Source organism: Azospirillum sp. UENF 111221, assembly GCF_058780625.1.
In genome coordinates, this window is the sequence record NZ_JBSNCH010000001.1 from 40538 (window position 1) to 57755 (window position 17218).

Genomic DNA, 17218 nt, shown 5'->3' on the forward strand with positions numbered 1-17218 from the left:
TCATGCCACCAGCCAAGCAGATTTTCAACCGCGCATCGTTTGGGATGATGTTCAAGCATCTCAGCAGCGAAGGCCCGAACTGTAAAACAGCACGCGGTCGGGGCCCAGAGTTTCCATCTTTACCAACATGTTCCCATACCAATCGGCGTCAGAACCCTACGCCAATTCACAGGCTGTCGCGAAAGGGAGAGGTTACGCGCCCGGATTCTTGCACTTCAAACCTTTCCTAGACCTCAGACAGTTGACTTCGTTGAATCTTGTGGGGCTCGCAACTGCATTCTTGTTATGCGACCAAAGCTGTTTGATGCTGAAAATTTTCAATGAAAAGTCTCAGGTGAAAGCGACAGGGGTGGTCATCCAAGACACCAGCGCCGCGGCGTGGGCCAACGCCCGGAGGTCGCTGCCGCGCTCGGCCAGAGCCAGATCGCGGTTCACCGTCAGCGGCAGGCCTTCGAGGAAGGCGGCGAGGCGGTGTGGATTGGTGGCGTGGCCGTCGGTGACGGCCTGACGGCAGGCGGCGCCCAACACACTCCACTGCGTCCAGGCCGCGCGCAGCGGATGGGCGGCGAGGGCGGCGTCCAGGCGGCCCAGCGCCAACGCGGTGCGCTCCAGGGCGCGGGCGGCAGGGTCGGGGACCGGCATCAGCATGGGGGGATCGTCCGCGCGGAGAAGGGGAGGGGACCGAATTAAAGCAAACCGGCCTGTTTCTTCCAAGGTCCCTATTTCTGCCGGGCGGAGGCGTAGCTTCCGATAAGGCCACATTATCGGAAGCTATGTCTTGCCGCCCTCCATTCAGGTCGTTACAGTAGCGAGCCGCTCGCCCCCGGTTTGACACCAGTGGCAACCGGCGCCTCGTTTCGGCCCTTCCAGAGTATCCTCCGCATGCAGATCGACTGCCCGGTGTGCCGGTCCAGCGCCACTCTTGAGCCCAAAACCGGTGACTTCAGCCGGATCACGTGCCCGCGCTGCGGCGCCTTCCAAATCAGCGGTTCTGCCGAAGCGATGCTGCCCAGTCGTTTGGATCGAGATGACGTGGCTTGGGCGCGTCTGAGTCACGCTCTCCGGATCGGTGCCGCGGCGGGCACGCCGCAGATGGTGACGAGCGGAAACCTTGATGAACTGGTGACGCGCCGCCTTCCGGGTATGGCGGAAACGCTGCCGCGCCTCCTGAGGATCATTGGTGGCCGCTTGGCGGATCATCATCATGGCACGGTGGTACTCGACCCGGCCGCCGTCGCGTCGTTGGTCGGCGTGGTTAATGAACGGGACGTTGCCGAACTGGTCGCGGACGGGATCAGGAAGGAGTTGATCAAACCTGGCGCGCGGGATCTTGAGGTGGGCCTGACCGGTCAGGGCTGGGCGGCGATCGACGGAGGCAATCACGGTACGCAGGGAGGAGGTGCGTACCGGCCGCCAGCAAGCGATACCCGGGAACGTCAACATCCTCCTGCTCCGAAACAGCGCGCGATGGTCCTTGCTGATTGCAACAACTGCGGGCCGGGACGACGGGCTGATGTTCTCTCCCGGACCGAACACGAGCGTCCGTTGGGTGAGGATTCTTGGATCAAGGAAGTCTTCACCGTTCTGGAGTGCCGTGGTTGTGGGATCCCTTTCGTGAAGCGGGAGATCACCTGCTCAGAGTGGGAAGACGTGCAGCATGACCCCTTCACCGGTGAAGAAGTCTCTACATTCCGGTGGAAATCGCCTACTGGCCGGCACGCTCTGCACGCCAAAAGCCGACGTGGGTCGCAACTCTTGAGGACGAAGCATTGAGGCAAGCCGTCGAAGAGGTCTACGAGGCCCTCGATCATGACCTCCTGATGCTTGCGGCCATCGGGGTGCGGACGGCCTTTGATCGTGCTTCTGTAATCCTGTTGGAGCGGGATGCGGGCAGCTTCAGAAGGAAGTTGGAAGAAACCGAGAAAGCCGGCCACCTCACTGCTCAGCAAAGGCAGGCCCTGGAAATCGTGACGGACGCCGGCAACGCGGCGGCACATCGTGCCTTCCGACCGACGGCTGAGAGCGTCAACACTTGCGTGATAGTCATCGAGCGCTTTCTTGAACAAGCCTTCGTCCTCGCTGCAGCGGCCACAAAGGTTAAGCGTGAAACGCCGCAGCGTTAGACGGATAGATTATGCAATATGGGAAAGGATTGATGAGCTTGCTGCTCTCAGGTAGCGTTCCTGATGTTGCTGGTCTCAAAGTACCCCGAATGTCGTCTTTCGACTATATTTCTTGGCCAGACCGCCAGAATGCGACCTGCATTCGCACACTGCTGAAGGAAGGCCCTCGGTCAATTGCACAGACCCCAGCATGGCCGGTATCGGCATGACCAGGAGACCAAAAGCCTCGCCGACTATTAGAACGGCCGACGCTGTCACGGTGACGATGGGCACCGCCCTTGAGCGTCTGACCGCGACGGCGGAAAAGGCGAAGCAGTTCGCCGATCAATCGCGCTCGACCAGCACCAAGCGCGCCTACAAGGCCGACTGGAGCGACTTCAGCCGCTATTGCGACGCACATGAGGTGGCCTCCCTGCCGGCAACGCCAGAAACCGTCGGGCTATACATCACGCATTTGGCGGAGACCGGCTTCAAGGCGTCCACCATCCAGCGCCGGCTCTCTGCGCTCCGTGAAGCCCACCGCATCCAAGGCCTCCCGCTCGACACCAACCATCCGGCCGTGCGCGATGTTTGGCGGGGCATCCGCCGCGCCATTGGCGCGCTTCGCAAAGCGAAAACGCCAGCAGTGGCCGATGACCTCCTGGCCATGGTCGGTGCGCTCAGCGACGATCTGAAGGGCAAGCGCGACAAGGCCCTGCTGCTGTTCGGCTTTGCCTCGGCGCTCCGCCGCTCGGAGTTGGTCGGCCTTGATCACGGGCCGGGTGAAACGGCGGATGGCACGGGCTGGATCGAGGTGCACACCGAGGGCATTAAAATCCGCCTGACCTCGTCCAAGACCGACCAGGAGGGGCATGGACGCTCCATCGGTGTCCCTTATGGCGAGCGCCCGGAAACCTGCCCGGTGCTGGCCCTGCGCCACTGGATGATGGCTGCCGGGATCGTCCATGGACCGGTGTTCCGCTCCGTGAACCGCGGGGGCTATGTCCAACCGGACCGGCTGTCCGACCGCGCCGTCTCCTTGATTGTCAAACAGGCTGCCAAGAATGCTGGCCTTGATCCGGCTGAGTACGCCGGCCACAGCCTTCGCAGCGGCCATGCCACCACCGTCGCCATGAATGACGGCGACGAGCGCACGATCCAGGCTCAGCTCGGGCACCACAACCCGGAAATGACGCGACGGTACATCCGGGAAGCGAACGTGTTCCGGCGCAGTTCGGCCGGCAAGCTCGGGCTCTAACTCCCGGTGGCTGAGGAGGCCCGCCCTTGAGGCCTGAACGGAGCCTCCCTCTTCGCCGCGCAGGAGCAGGCGCCGCCCGCCCTCCTGCATCTGGACTAAACCAGCTTCCACTTGCGTTTGGCGATTCTGCTGCGGTGGACCGAGTAGTTCTCAGTCGTGAAGGTGACGCCTTTGATATGATGCGCGGTGATCTCGTCGGCCACGACGCGTAGCGTGTTCTCGCGGGTGTCCTCGCTCGGATCATACCGCACGGGTTTGAACATGCTGAACAGGCTGTTTTTGGGCTTCCGCTCTTCGACCTTCTCAGGCGGTGGCGGAACCTCTTCCCACAGCCGGTAGTCGTATTCCTCGCCGTCCTCGGTAGACAGGCACTGCATCGCCGACAGCTCTGCGCCCTCCGGAAGCACCATCATCTCCACGCGGGAGGCGTGATGGAAAAGTGCAACGTTGCGATGCTCTCCAGGGCACTGGACGGACGGAAACAGGATGCCGTCGAGCCCCGGCGCGGGCCGCCGCGCCAGATAGTCCGCGATCATCTGGGTGACGAGGTATTCGGTCGGTTCGTCGTCGGGCGTCACGGGCATTGTGATCCGCTCGCTGAGCCCCTCCACGAACTTGGCGAGCACCAGCCGGTCAAGGTAGTTCTGGTCGAAAATGCTGCCGGTGACATCCACGGACTGTAGCGCTTTCACATCGAGCAGGCGGACCGGGCGGATCAATTGGAACTCGCCGATGAGTGCTCGGCTGCCGACGGGCGGTCGCACCTCCGCGAGGGCGACGGCCTTTTCGGACGCGCCGTAGAACATGGAGATGCCGTTTGCATTCATGCGGCCCGCGCGCGCGAGCTTTCCTGGCGGCGGCCCGATGTGGATATCCGGCCGCTTCATCGCCTCTTCGAGGTCTTCAGGCCTGTGGAACACGCGTGCACGGAAGAACGATCGGTGCTCGGTGTTGGGTCCCGCTGTGATGACCACCGGACGACCCTCACGCGTGACGCTGCTGTCCATGTCGGAGAACAGGCGGAATAGGAACGTTTCCGCGCTTTGGTTGAAGAAACGGGACTTCGACTTTCAGGGAGTGTTCGATGCTTTGCCATTCGAAGGCGAACTCCTGGTCATCGACGCCCTTCTCCTCATACCGGCTTTCCTTGGAGAACTCCCACTTCTCGCCCATCTGAGCCATCTCGATATCGCAATTGCGGAGGTCGAGGAAGTCGAGGACATCGCGTGCGATGTCCTCCTCGATCATCGCAGCGCCCTGGATGACGTACAGGACGGGTTCGCCGGGGGGGCCCACTCGTAGTCGCTTTCCTTGTCCCACTGGAGCATCCGCTCGTAGTCGTCACGCTGGTTGGACGTGCGTTGGTAGTGCCGTTCGAAAGCGCCTTCGATGTGATCGGCCAAATCCTCGATCGTTATGCAGGGTTCTTCTTCGTCGTTGCAGTAGTCGCAGGTGGCAACCTCTCCTTCCTTTACGACGCGTTCGCGCAGGAAGGGCTCGCCGATGCAGCCGCAACAGATTTTTCGATTGGAATTGTCTGGCAAGAGAACCGTTCCAGCTTTGCCTGAAGATTGAGCGGACAGGTCTGCGCCCCGTCACTTTCTAAACGGCAGACTACCCTCTCCGATAGGGCGCCGGAAAGCGTCAAACCTAGGGTTTTTGGTTGCCTGCGGCACCCGTAAGAGCGATAGGCCGCGAGGGCGCAACGGGCTTTCCCACCGGCGATCCGCACGCCTGCGCCGACTATGAGGACGTCGGCGGGCAAACCGCCGAACCACGACAGCTGCAGGGCAACGGTGACCACGTTAGCGAAGGCTGCCGTCTCCAGCATTGTTGGCCGCGGGCGCAGGACCCGGCTAACCGGTGGTGGCGACGGCCGGGCGCCTCGGACCATTGGCGCCCGCTCTGCGGTCCACCAGTTCGGCGCAGACGACAGAGAGGGCGACGCCGGCAAGTGACCCGGGCGCCACCATGAACTCCGCGGAGTTGAGGACCGGCGCAAGCCACTCCGTCCGATCGACTTGCGCGACCGATCGCTGCTCCCGGTGAGCCGCGACACCCTGGCCGGCACCGAAGAGTTGTTGGCGCTGCGCTAGGCCGACCTCAACGTAGTGGAAATTGCCTTGAATCCGGCCGCGCAACCAGGCGAGGCGACCATTCGGATCCGCCGTTCCGGAATGGACCAGGAGGGGCAGGGCGCCGTGGCCTGGCTATCCGCTGAGGTCGTGGCGGCGCTCACAGCTTGGCGGGCGACGGCGCCGCGGAGGAGTACAGATTCAGGAGGGGAGGGTTGAGCCGACCGCGCTTTGGTCTGAGCACCAAGTTGCCGAGAAGCCGATTAGCATGAATTAAGTATAGCACGAAGACAGGCCTCGTCATACCGCAACCGGTAGGCCAGACGCATTAAGAGCAATCCTTTAAGATGAAGTTCAGGGGAGAGTTACGCCCATCGCCTGAGTAATACGCAAATATATATTTAGGTATTGGCGTCTCCGGATACCACTGATGGAGGAGGTTTTCCTCAATGCTTGCTGATAACGCTAGTCGGTCCTACCTCTCAGGTCTGGGCAAGTCTGGGCGTGAGCGCAACGGGATTTAGGGAGGGTGATGCATGATCGAAGTACCCCCTGGCGTCGAAGGAACTGGCGGTGGATTCTTTGCCAGATTGAGCACAACGCTGACCAGATGGAGAGACCCGCTCCAGGCAACTGGCGCGATCATTGGTATCGGAATTGCGCTCTTACCGATTGCGAACGCTTTATGGGTCCGGATCAAGCGTGTCTTCCTCGCCGCGTTCAGCCGGCCTGGTGTTGCGATTGAAGTGGACCAAGAGCCTGTCAAGAGCTTGTCGGTCGAAGACCCTCAAGTGAACCCTAGCAAAGACGAAGATGGTGGCAAGAAGCCAACCAAGAGATTGCCGGCTGAGGCACTTGCGACAATTCTTAGTCTCTACGAAAACGGTCGTGAGATGATGGGCGACGATTTCACCATGGAAGCACAGCAGAGGGGGAGAGTGGAAGAGAAGGTGTTCCCATAAGTTGATTGCTCGCCTTTGGCTACCGTTTACCTAAATCGGAGGAAACTATGATTGTCGATTCTCGTGATCCTGACGTGAACACTCAGGTGGTGCTGAGCCGGCCAGCAGCCGCAAGGTCAGTAAGTCTATCGATCCTCCGGGCGTTTCCTGCGGAATGCCAAAACCCTACAATCGAAGCTACGGTCAGTCGGGGGTTCGCCAAACAAGTTTTGTGTTCAACGACAATCTTCATGCATGGCGGGAATGGTGATCTCATTGGCAAAATCACCATTGGGGTTGATTACAAGCTTATGGAGCAGCAGGTTAATCAAGGCGTGATAATCAAAATAGATCCCGCTTTGCCGCTAACCTCCCAGCTTTCAGGTCGTCTGGATGACCTGATCTCCCATATCAGAATTGTCTCCAAAAATCTTGATCTTCAGTCGATCTCTGCGGTATTCTACTACCGTCCTGAGGTGGCCGCCAATCCGACGCTTTTGGAGAAGGCTCGACAAGCATGTGGCACTGCCCCGTTGTCCAAAAAGGACAGCGACACCCTAACGCAAAAGGTTCAACAGCTTCAGGCAAAGCTGAACGAACTCGAAGATGCGGAATACCTGAAGGTGCATTTGGTGCCGCATGCGCTTCCTGAAATGTGCATAGATTTTATTCATAGACTTTAGGCTGCGGAGTTGCTCCTGCGTCCGCAGGAGCAATTCACCCATGGCAGCGAAGTGTTGTAGTGTCTAAGTCGACCAGGGGCCGCTGTTCCGGTCGATCTACCTCTCCGGTCGGGTGCGCGATGCCTCTTTGCCAACCAGTGTGGTGTCGGTAAGCCTCAAGCAATTCGCCGCTGCGGCGGGGATGGAGCCGGAGGCCGTGGCGGATGTGCGGCCATTCGACCCATGTCGGCGCCGCCCAGGACCTACAACAAGCGGGGACCATCCTGCTCAATCTGCAGACTAAGAGACTGCTTTCAGAGTGAACCGTGGCGGTTTGCGGCGGAGAAGACCGCACCCTACAGTCGGCAGGAGGAGGATAATCCGCTTCATCCCGGTCCTATAGGCAGTCGAACCACTCACTGGCCTGGATCGATTGGTCCCCGCCTGTTGCATGGGCAGTGCGAGCGCATCTGCCCCCCTGCTCACGTCGCCTTGTTGGGCCAGGGCCAGGGTATCGCCCCGGACACACTCTCGACCGTCTGAGCGGTGTGACCGATCTCGATCGCCTGCAGCCGCAGGCCGACCGCCTCGGGCAGCTGTCCAACCAACTGTTCCGCTCGCTCCGGAGTCTTCGCGCGGGTGTGCCAGACCTGCACCGGTATGACACTAGCAGGTCGCGGAAAAACGAACATATTTCGGCTTTTTGCCTCTGCTGAGGCTTGGAAATGGCGTTTCCACCGCCCGTTTTTGTCAGAATGGAGCGCCTTTTCGCGCTCCGAGACGCTCGGAGCCGCCGTTCAGGCGGACTCCGGGCGTCATTATGCCGCCGCCAGCAGCTTGGGCCGGCGGATCAGGTTGTAGGCGGTAGCGGTCAGGGTGAACATCCAGCCGACGCGGGCCGTGCCGAGATGACGCGTTTTGCGCAAGCCAGCTCCCTTGATCCAGCCGAACAGCTCCTCAATCCGTTTGCGGATTCTCAGGCTGACGGCGTAGCCGGGGTGACGGGTGGTCCGGCCGTCGACCGCCGAGCGGCGGTTGCTCGTGTTCTGCGCGACGTGCGCAGCGGCGCCCAGGCTGCGCATGTTCGCCACGAAATCCTTGGTGTCATAAGCCTTGTCGGCGCCCACCGTGATGCGGTGGCGGTCGGGGATCGCCTCGACCATGGACACCGCCGCTTCGCGTTCAGCCAGACCGGTGGCCGCGGTGAGCCGGACATTCACCACCAGGGCGTGACGGTTCTCCATCAATGCATGGCCCATGAAGGCCAGCTTCGCCGGCTGCCCGTTGCCCTTGCGGTACAACCGCGCCTCAGGATCGCTGGTCGAGGCATGGGTCTCGTTGGACCGCTTCTCACCATGGAAGTCGCGGTCGCCGTTGCGTCCCGGCCCCGGCGGCTCGCCACTGCCATCTTTGGGCCGGAAGCTCTTCACCGACGCCCAGGCTTCGATCAGCGTTCCATCCACCGAGAAGTGCTCGTCCGACAGCAGCGCCTTGACCCGGGGTTGACCCAGAACGGCGGCCAGGAACTTGGCCGCCACATCGCCGGCCAGCAGGCGCTCACGGTTCTTGGTGAACACCGTCACGTCCCACACCGGGGCGTCCATCGACAAGCCGACGAACCAGCGGAACAGCAGGTTGTAGTCAAGCTGTTCCATCAACTGGCGTTCCGAGCGCACCGAGTAGAAGGCCTGGAGTAGCAGCGCCCGCAGCAGCTTCTCCGGCGGGATCGATGGTCGGCCGATCGTCGAGTACAGTCCCTCGAACGCCGGCGACATCACCTCCAGCGCTTCATCAACGATGGCACGGATCGGTCGTAGAGGATGGCTCGCCGGAACACGGGCCTCACAGCTCACATAGCTGAACAGCCCCTCGCTGTGTTCGTCCAATCCCCGCATCGTCACCTCACCGGCCGCAGTCTCTTCAAACGGAGAGAATCACGACCGGCAAGCCGGGCATAGCCTTTTTCCGCGGCCTGCTAGAGCCTACGGAAGGCGGCAGAACGGCGACGGAGGGAAGCAATGACCGACATTAACGACACACTCGACGTCAATGCTCCGTATTCCAGAGCATCTTCAGCCTGCCATTGAGAGCTTTTGGAGCCATCAGGTGGCGCTTCTTCAAACTGCTGCCACATTATCATAGAATAGGATCTGGGATAGCTTTTGCGTTAGAAATGGTATCTATGTATACAATTTCGCTATAACGGTTGTTGGGGGGCGTGATGGCTCATAAAATTCATGCGATCCGATTTAAGCAGTGGCTTTCAGAATGGGACGAATTCGCATTTGATTTGGAGCATCATCGGCGTAAGCCCGATGAGCATATCCTGCTTTTCTCCATGCCCGCAGTCCAACTGCGTGCCCTGAGCGGTGTGTACCGGCGAGTTCGAAGTAACAAAGGCGGTGAAGGGCTTCAACGCCTCCATGACCCTAAGCGATCGGCGGCAATTCGTGACTTTGTTCGATTTGGACACCCTTATAGCAGCTTGCCCATGGCTGCCCGTGATAAAACCTCAGCTGCGATGCGGAAACCTGGTTGGTTGCCAACGGCTATTGTTGTCAATATCCTCACGGCAGATGACGAGCGGCGCGGGCGTAAAGTCGCGGCCAGTGATATAGTCGAGATTAATGTTGAGGATGAAAATCGTGCTGAACTAACTCTGCCATATTCTAACCGCCTTGAGCAATGGTCTCCTTCCGACTTGGAACCGTTCGAAGTCATTGATGGCCAGCATCGGTTATGGGCCTTCGATGAGGCGCTCAGGGATGGCAGTTTACCCGGAGATTTCGAGTTACCGGTAGTTGCCTTCACCGGCCTTGATGTAGGCTGGCAGGCGTATTTGTTCTGGTCAATTAATGTCTCTCCAAAACGTATTAACCCTAGCCATGCATTTGATCTCTTTCCGTTGCTGCGTTCAGCAGAATGGTTGGAAACTCTTTCTGATTTGCGGATATACCGCCAGGCGCGAGCGCAAGAGCTAACGGAAATCCTTTATAGTCAGCCAGAGAGCCCGTTTCATAATCGCATTAACATGTTGGGAGAATCTTCAAAAACGGCGCCACTTGGTGCAGGTGTAACTCAAGCTGGCTGGGTACAGGCAATTACTATAAGTTTTCTTTCAACGGGTAGCGGGCGATCAGTTAGCGGCCTTTTTGCTGCTAATATCACACCTGCAAGCGGACCTCTTCGCTGGTCACGTCCTCAGCAGGCGGCATTTCTGATCGCTATATGGAATGCAATTTATGAACACGTTACTTGTTCTACGCATGAATGGGTTGACCAACTTATTCGCCCAAAAGGGCAAGAAACCTTGGATTATGACCCCGCACAAGCATTTATCGGTAACAGGACAATGCTTAATCAGGAGCAGGGTGTGCGCGGTATATTGGCTGTAGCAAATGATATATTCTTTTCACTTGCCCAGCGAAAACCAGGGTTATTTGAATTGGATACTGCTTTAACGCCTGGAACAGCGACCAATTCTGAAGATGTAACAATTGCACTAGATGAGCTAAAGCAATCCGAGATCTTTAAAAAGATTAGCGATTTCGGGATGGCTATTTCTCATTTCGACTGGCGGTCTGCGGATGCGCCAGGAATCACTGAGGAGCAGCGCATGCTTAAGCGTGCATTTCGCGGCAGTAGCGGTTATGTGGCACTGCGCGAGCAACTCTTTCGTCATCTCACTAACGGTCCCGAGGATATCGCGGAGGTGGCGGGCGAAGTTTTGAAACGGCTATCCTAATATGAATGCCCCATTAGAAGTGACCGACAAATCGATTCTGGCCCTTGCTGATCCAAGCGCCGTTGTCAATGCTTTGAGCCGATTTCGTACGCAAGCCTGCCCACCCTGGCTGCCGGCCGCGCACCCATATCAAGATGGCATGCTTCCGACAGGAAAAGCCGCTTTCGCTGCGGTATCCGATTCTGACATGCTAGAGGTAATCGCTATACGGGGGCCTCTCCACGCTATTGACGGCTGGAGTTACCTTGGAAGGGCTTTTTCTGCCTTGCTAAGTGGGCAAGCTCACGCTGTACGACATCTATCTTATTATGCAGAACTGCGAGCTGCTCTCTCAATACTTGCGAGTTCCAGTATCGGAATATTCAATCGACGAAATGCGGTTATCGACGCATTAGGCAAATCCCATATAATGTCCGATATATCTACCCATGAAATGGCTTGGCTTGCGCTGGCCGAGTGGTCGACGGGGCCATCGAGCATGGAGCGACTAATCAGTCCAGTTCAGTTGGCTGGCGCGTCTCTGCTTAAGTCTTTCCGGGAATTTTTTCCTGCGCAGACTTTAGCTGGTGCGCGTGAGTTAATGTATAACTGGGGCTTCGATCTTCGGCTGGGTGCGGATGACCGCGACCAGCGAAATTGGTCAAGCTATCAACCGACCGCACTTCGTCCTATTTCAACTACTCCGGCTCAGGATGTAGCATTTCTTTCAATGTTTTGGAGGACACTCCGGCCGAATGGCGTGGAGATTGAGCGACATTTGTTGCGCATTCTTCTTGAGACCGAGGCAAGAAACCATGGCCTTGAGGTGTCAGATTATGCGCACAGCTATTCCCGATTAGATGAAATAACTAAGTCCATCGTATCCTTCGATTTTCTGACTCGGGTTAGTGATCCTTATGACCACCAATTCAATTCCTGGCTGGCGAACACTTCATATCCGGCACACCCTTATGCAATGATGTGTCGGGCTGGTCTTCTTCTTAGATTGGCAACGGGAATGGCTGAAGAGAATCTGCGCGCTTCAGGCGTCCATCCTTCGCATCATTTTAATGATTGGTGGCAGGATTTTGGTGCTTGCCATGGTCTATGGGATCCGAATTTCCCACCTTTGGCCACTGCTGACCTTTGGGAGGATATTGATCTTGCCCTTGAGGAAAGTGCTACTGCGCCTAACAGTCATCGATATGCATGGCTCTCAGCACTGCAGGGTAACGCCATGCGGATATGTGAAGCAGAACGTGCTGCCCTATGGAGTCTCTTCCGATAAAATACATGGGAACTAAACTTTAGTGCCTGTTTAAGAATCGGCGGAAAACCCAATACGTGATGGAAACGCAGGAACTCTTCCCCCCGCCGGCATGCTTTCTATTAGCCGCATTCTCTAACAGGCTCTTAAATGTTCAGTGAGCTGATGTGGTGGACGGCCCTTCCACCTTGTAGGATCGGCGGCAAGCTGATGCCGTTGAAGAAACCAACTCAGAAGGGCCGTCCATGGGAGAGGTGGTGACGATCGATCTGGACTAGGCGAAGAATGTTTTCCAGATCCATGGAATTGCCGCGAATGGAAAGATCCTGATCCGTCGGCAACTGCGGCGAGGCGAGGTTCTGAAGTTCTTTCAGAGCGTGTCGCCTTGCCTGGTCGGGATAGAGGCCTGTGGCACGGCGCATTTCTGGGCGCGCAAGATTGCGGCTTTCGGGCATACGGTGAGGCTGATGCCGCCCGCCTACGTCAAACCGTATGTGAAGCGGGGCAAGACCGACACGGCTGATGCCGAAGGCGATTTGCGAAGCGGTCACGCGGCCGACCATGCGCTTTGTGGCCGTCAAGAGCGTGAACCAGCAGGCCGCGCTGATGCTGCACAAGACCCGCGACTTGCTGGTGCGGCAGGGAACGATGCTGACCAACGGGTTGCGCGGGCACCTTGCAGAGTTCGGGATCATTGCGGTCAAGGAGCCCGGCGGCGTGAAGGCAGTGACCGTGGCCCTCCATGAGGCGCAGGATCGCTTTCCGGAGCTGGCGCGCTTGGCGTTGCACGGCATCGTCGAGCAACTCCGGCAGCTTGAGGCCGAGATCGAACGGCTTGAGAAACACATCCTCGCCTGGCATAGGGCCAACGATGCCAGCCGGCGTTTGGCGACCATTCCCGGCATCGGACCGATCACTGCAAGCGCCATCACCGCGGCCGTGCCGGACAGTACGCTGTTTCGCTCCGGCCGGCAGTTCGCCGCATGGCTCGGCCTGACGCCGAAGGCCCAAAGCAGCGGTGGCAAGGAGCGCCAGGTCGGCATCAGCAAGCAGGGCGACGGCTATGTTCGCGGCCTGCTCGTCGTCGGCGCAACCGCAGTGATGCAGTTGGCCCGCAAGGACAACGCCAGCCGCAGTTGCGCGACGAAGCTGCTGGAGCGCAAGCCGGCGAAGCTGGCCGCCGTGGCTCTGGCCAACAAGACCGCGCGCATCGCCTGGGTGGTGATGACGCAGGGAGTGACCTACGCTGCGCCGAGCGTAGCGTAGACAGCATCCATCTCGCGGGCGTCGGATGGCTCGGCGGGGTGGGGGCAAGGGTGGTGAGACGTCATGACGAACCGGCAGGACCGGCGATCAGCCAAACCCATGGGGACCAAGCGCCACCGAGCACGATGAGCTGATTTGGGCGTCGATCCGCGGAATTCATCAAGGCCAGCAGCCAGCGGCTGCAACAACAGACCGGACACATGGATGCATCCTTCTCGGCCCGTCAACGCGGATTTCCCTCTTTCGCCGGAGGTGCCGTCCACACATGGTCGAGCAAGCCGTTCTGATCGAAGGCCGTCTTGGCGTCAGCTCCAGCCAAAAGCTGGTCGGGGATCGCATCCGGGATAACAGGCTCTTTGCATCGGGCCATGGTGGGCCTCCTTCCGTTCTAGGATAACCCCGCCAAGTACGAAATTCCTGACACTCTCACTCAAGTTGTGAGTTTGACTCAACATCGTGATATTGAAGGGTAAAGATCCATCTCCTCGACGGAGACGACCCGTGGCTCTGACTACTTTCGATGTCCGATACGCCGGAACCCTTTACCTAAGCCCGGACGGTGCTTGCAAGCTGACGGTGGCTTTCGAGCCGAGCGCGCTCGCATATCAACACGCAACCGGGCAGTCGCCAGCGCCGGGCACGGATCTACCGCGCCGGGACGTGATCCGGTTCGATGCTGACGCCAGGGAAATTGAAATCACACCGATCATAATTTATCCACCGAAGGATCGATTCCTCCGACCCCGCTTCAATAATATCCGGACGATACTCTTCGAAGGGTATGAAGTCGTTCTGCCGCAAACGCCCGATGAAGTAAAAAACGCACTGGCGGTCCTGCCGGAGGGCTTTTATAAGCGCGCTGAATACGGACTAGGCCTGCCTAAGGTCTACCTCCCGTTCATCAAGCAGATTGAACATCTGACGAATGTTACGCGCCTCGTGGTTTCCAAGGTGCGTGATCCGGCACTGAATGGTGACACCCTAACTCTTGGGCATGACCAAGTTGATGCCGCACTTACCTACCTCAGCCGTATTGCCGATCGCCACCAACGACGGAGCCTTCAGGAACGTAACGCCCACGTCTGGAACCATCTGATCTCGCCACTAAATCCCGACACCTATCCTGAAGAGGTGCCGCCATACACGGAAGATACCATCTTCGAGACTCTGAACGTGGTTCGTAGCTCGAAGCTGAAACTTTCGAGCAAGGATGAGACCGCCCTTGTGTCGGAAGTTCAAAAGCGGGTCAATGATCTCAAGCGCGCGGCGCCAGAGAAGCTGTTCCAACTCCATCGCAATATCGAACTGGTCAATCTCGATACCCTCATCGTGAATTTCAAGAAATTGTTAGATCAGCCGAAGAAGACTGAGAAGCGGTGGCAGAAAATCTTCGATCTGAACCCGTTCATACTGTCGATGATATTTGGATACCCCGTGGTAAAGGTCTTGAGGGAAGCGAGCGTTGGCGCTCCGCATCTTGATGGCAGCGGGGCCAAGATCGCCGATTTTCTGGCGAAGAATCCAGTCACCAGTAACGCGGCACTTGTCGAACTGAAGACGCCGCAAGCAGAGCTGCTCGCGGCCAAGCCCTATCGTGGGGCGACAAATGCCAATCCGGTCTACCAGCCGCACGCCGACCTATCGGGCGCTGTGGCCCAGGTCCTTGATCAGCGCTACCGCCTACAGAAGGATATAGCGACTCACCGGAGCAACAATCGTGGGCTTGAGCTCACAACCTATCACGTGGATTGCGTCGTCGTGGCGGGCCGGACGCCAGAGGACGAGGATTGCAGGCAGTCGTTCGAGATTTACCGCCAGAGTCTAAAGGACGTGCGTATCGTCACCTTTGACGAACTTCTGATTAAGCTAGAATCGCTTCGCGAGTTCCTAGCCACGACCGCGCGGCCGGCCGCAGAAGCGGACGAGGCCGCAAAAGCGCACGAACTTATTAGGCCGGAGGACCGCTCAAAGTATGAGGCCGAGGACGACTTCTACGACCTGGAAGAAGACGAAGAAGACATTGTTCTCGACGACGAACTCGATCCCGACGATGTGCTTGATCCTGACGAAGCTTGATCTTGCAAAGTGTGATGTCGATAAGACGCTGGCCGACGGGGGAACGGGCTGATGCCTACTCCCCGCCGACCGTGCCCTTCAGAGCAGCCCAGCCTTGGACTTCGACTGTTTGCCCACCACGACGGCGATCTCCTCGTCGGTGGCTACAGCAATCCCGATCCCGTTGCATACCGGCTGCTCATGTCCGCTCCTGACCGATAGTGTTGAAAAAGTCGGTGTTGCCGGCCGCTTGAAGCCCTGATTCAATCCTCCTTGGCAGAAGGAGGACGCAGCGGTGATGGGCGAGCGGACGGTGATGCAGGAGGCACTGTTCTACGAGTTCAGCCTCGAGCGGCACGTGCCGTCAGATCACCTGCTTCGCTCGATCGACCGGTTCGTCGATCTGTCCGGCATCCGCGTGCATCTGCGGCCGTTCTACAGTGAGATGGGACGGCCCTCGATCGACCCGGAGCTGATGGTCCGGATGCTCATCATCGGTTACTGCTTCGGCTTCTGCTCGGAGCGCCGGCTGTGCGAAGAGGTGCATCTGAACTTCGCCTACCGCTGGTTCTGCCGGCTTGGCCTGGAGGGGGCCGTTCCCGATCACTCGACCTTTTCCAAGAACCGTCACGGCCGCTTCCGCGAGAGCGACCTCCTGCGGAAGCTGTTCGAAACCACGGTGCGGCGCTGCATGGAGGCTGGGCTTGTTAGCGGTGACGGCTTCGCAGTCGATGCCAGCCTGATCCGGGCGGACGCGAACAAGCAGCGCTCGGCGGCGGGATCGGAGGAGGTCGACTGGGAGGCGCTGGCGGCGACCCGGCGCTCGGTCCGGGAGTATCTCGACACGTTGGACGAGGCGGCCTGGGGCGCCGCCAGCGAGGTGAAGCCCAAGTTCGTCTCGCGCTCGGATCCGGCCGCGCAGTGGACGGGGGCGCACAAGGGGCATGCCTTCTTCGCCTATGCTACCAACTATCTGATCGACCTCGACCACGCCGTCATCGTCGATGTCGAGGCGAGCCGTGCCATCCGCCAGGCGGAGGTCGGCGCCGCCCGCACCATGCTTGACCGCACCCAAGACGGCTTCGGGCTCTATCCCGAGCGGATGGCGGCCGACAGCGCCTACGGTTCGGCCGAAATGCTGGGCTGGCTGGTCCATGAGCGCGGGATCGAGCCGCATATCCCGGTCTTCGACAAATCCGAGCGCCGCGACGGGACCTTCGAACGGGCCGATTTCACCTACGATCACGAGGCCGACGCCTATGTCTGCCCCACCGGCAAGGAGCTTCGGCCGAGGCGGAAGACCTATCGGACGCCGCGCCCGCTTGCCGATGAGGACGGCGTGATCCGCTACCGCGCCAGCACGCTTGACTGCGCGCCCTGTCCGCTCAAGCCGCGCTGCTGCCCGAACACGCCCGCGCGCAAGGTTCCGCGCTCCATCCATGAAGGGGCCCGCGATTTGGCGCGCGCTATCGCCACCACGGACGCCTACGCCACCTCGCGGCGCGAGCGGAAGAAGGTCGAGATGCTGTTCGCCCACCTCAAACGCATCCTGAGGCTGGACCGCCTGCGATTGCGGGGGCCGAACGGGGCGCGCGACGAATTCCACCTCGCAGCCGCCGCTCAGAACCTCCGCAAGCTCGCCAAGCTCATCCCGATGTCGGAACTCAGGCCAGCATGAGGGGCATTTCCCCGCTGACCCTTCGCTGACGCCACAGCGGCTCGCTGCCGACAACCGACTTTTTCAACACTATCGGTCAGAAGCAGATGCTTGAAGCCATCGCGAAAAGGACGGATAGCGAGCGCTGATAGCGTCGATCAGTCTGCTGTATTGGCTTGGCCGGTCGGCCGCGCCCCCGATATCGATCAGC

Annotated in this window: 14 protein-coding genes and 1 pseudogene; 11 read left to right on the forward strand and 4 right to left on the reverse strand. The window is 59.2% G+C overall.

What is annotated here, in order from left to right; translation table 11 throughout:
• Positions 1–330: 330 nt before the first annotated feature.
• Positions 331–648, reverse strand: coding sequence for a hypothetical protein (locus ACWPN3_RS00170; RefSeq protein WP_492242382.1), 318 nt, complete (start codon positions 646–648; stop codon positions 331–333).
• Positions 649–882: 234 nt separating this feature from the next.
• On the opposite strand from ACWPN3_RS00170, the gene ACWPN3_RS00175 reads away from it, so the two are divergent.
• From ACWPN3_RS00175 to ACWPN3_RS00185, 3 genes are all read left to right on the forward strand, one after another.
• Entirely contained in the window at positions 883–1773 is an 891-nt protein-coding gene (locus ACWPN3_RS00175) for a hypothetical protein (RefSeq protein ID WP_492260970.1), read from the forward strand.
• Positions 1770–2123: a DUF4145 domain-containing protein gene (locus tag ACWPN3_RS00180; protein WP_492260971.1), complete on the forward strand. Its 354-nt coding sequence runs from the start codon at positions 1770–1772 to the stop codon at positions 2121–2123. The genes ACWPN3_RS00175 and ACWPN3_RS00180 overlap by 4 nt, the downstream gene beginning before the upstream one ends.
• 190 nt (positions 2124–2313) lie before the next feature.
• Complete coding sequence (locus ACWPN3_RS00185; RefSeq protein WP_492242380.1) at positions 2314–3360, forward strand: site-specific integrase; 1047 nt, start codon at positions 2314–2316, stop codon at positions 3358–3360.
• A 95-nt stretch (positions 3361–3455) separates the two neighbouring features.
• Here ACWPN3_RS00185 and ACWPN3_RS00190 read toward each other — a convergent pair whose 3' ends face one another.
• Together ACWPN3_RS00190 and ACWPN3_RS00195 are read right to left on the reverse strand one after the other, a co-directional pair.
• Entirely contained in the window at positions 3456–4367 is a 912-nt protein-coding gene (locus ACWPN3_RS00190; protein WP_492260972.1) for an RES family NAD+ phosphorylase, read from the reverse strand.
• A complete protein-coding gene (locus ACWPN3_RS00195) occupies positions 4345–4656 on the reverse strand; it encodes a hypothetical protein (RefSeq protein ID WP_492260973.1) in 312 nt (103 codons plus the stop codon). Before ACWPN3_RS00195 ends, ACWPN3_RS00190 begins: the two co-directional genes overlap by 23 nt.
• A 71-nt stretch (positions 4657–4727) precedes the next feature.
• On the opposite strand from ACWPN3_RS00195, the gene ACWPN3_RS00200 reads away from it, so the two are divergent.
• The 3 genes from ACWPN3_RS00200 (at position 4728) to ACWPN3_RS00210 (ending at position 7059) form a co-directional block, all read left to right on the forward strand.
• Positions 4728–4928 (forward strand): hypothetical protein, encoded by a 201-nt coding sequence (locus tag ACWPN3_RS00200; protein ID WP_492260974.1) that lies wholly within the window; start codon positions 4728–4730, stop codon positions 4926–4928.
• 1043 nt (positions 4929–5971) lie between these two features.
• Positions 5972–6397, forward strand: coding sequence for a hypothetical protein (locus ACWPN3_RS00205; RefSeq protein WP_492242377.1), 426 nt, complete (start codon positions 5972–5974; stop codon positions 6395–6397).
• Between the two features lie 47 nt (positions 6398–6444).
• Positions 6445–7059: a hypothetical protein gene (locus ACWPN3_RS00210; protein ID WP_492242376.1), complete on the forward strand. Its 615-nt coding sequence runs from the start codon at positions 6445–6447 to the stop codon at positions 7057–7059.
• Between the two features lie 797 nt (positions 7060–7856).
• Here ACWPN3_RS00210 and ACWPN3_RS00215 read toward each other — a convergent pair.
• Entirely contained in the window at positions 7857–8933 is a 1077-nt protein-coding gene (locus ACWPN3_RS00215) for an IS5 family transposase (RefSeq protein ID WP_492242374.1), read from the reverse strand.
• Between the two features lie 326 nt (positions 8934–9259).
• Here ACWPN3_RS00215 and ACWPN3_RS00220 point away from each other — a divergent pair, with 326 nt between their 5' ends.
• The 5 genes and pseudogenes from ACWPN3_RS00220 to ACWPN3_RS00240 all read left to right on the forward strand — a co-directional run bounded on the left by ACWPN3_RS00220 (position 9260) and on the right by ACWPN3_RS00240 (position 17028).
• Positions 9260–10783 carry a DGQHR domain-containing protein gene (locus ACWPN3_RS00220; RefSeq protein ID WP_492242373.1) on the forward strand — a complete coding sequence of 508 codons (1524 nt, stop codon included), beginning with the start codon at positions 9260–9262 and terminating at the stop codon, positions 10781–10783.
• Positions 10784–10802: 19 nt separating this feature from the next.
• The gene (locus ACWPN3_RS00225; protein ID WP_492242372.1) at positions 10803–12050 is read left to right on the forward strand and encodes a hypothetical protein; all 1248 of its coding nucleotides are present in this window, start codon (positions 10803–10805) and stop codon (positions 12048–12050) included.
• A 275-nt stretch (positions 12051–12325) separates the two neighbouring features.
• Positions 12326–13295, forward strand: a pseudogene (locus ACWPN3_RS00230) (IS110 family RNA-guided transposase).
• A gap of 501 nt (positions 13296–13796) precedes the next feature.
• Positions 13797–15371 (forward strand): Shedu immune nuclease family protein, encoded by a 1575-nt coding sequence (locus tag ACWPN3_RS00235; RefSeq protein ID WP_492260975.1) that lies wholly within the window; start codon positions 13797–13799, stop codon positions 15369–15371.
• A 274-nt stretch (positions 15372–15645) separates the two neighbouring features.
• A complete protein-coding gene (locus ACWPN3_RS00240; protein ID WP_492242370.1) occupies positions 15646–17028 on the forward strand; it encodes an IS1182 family transposase in 1383 nt (460 codons plus the stop codon).
• The last annotated feature ends 190 nt before the right edge of the window (positions 17029–17218 follow it).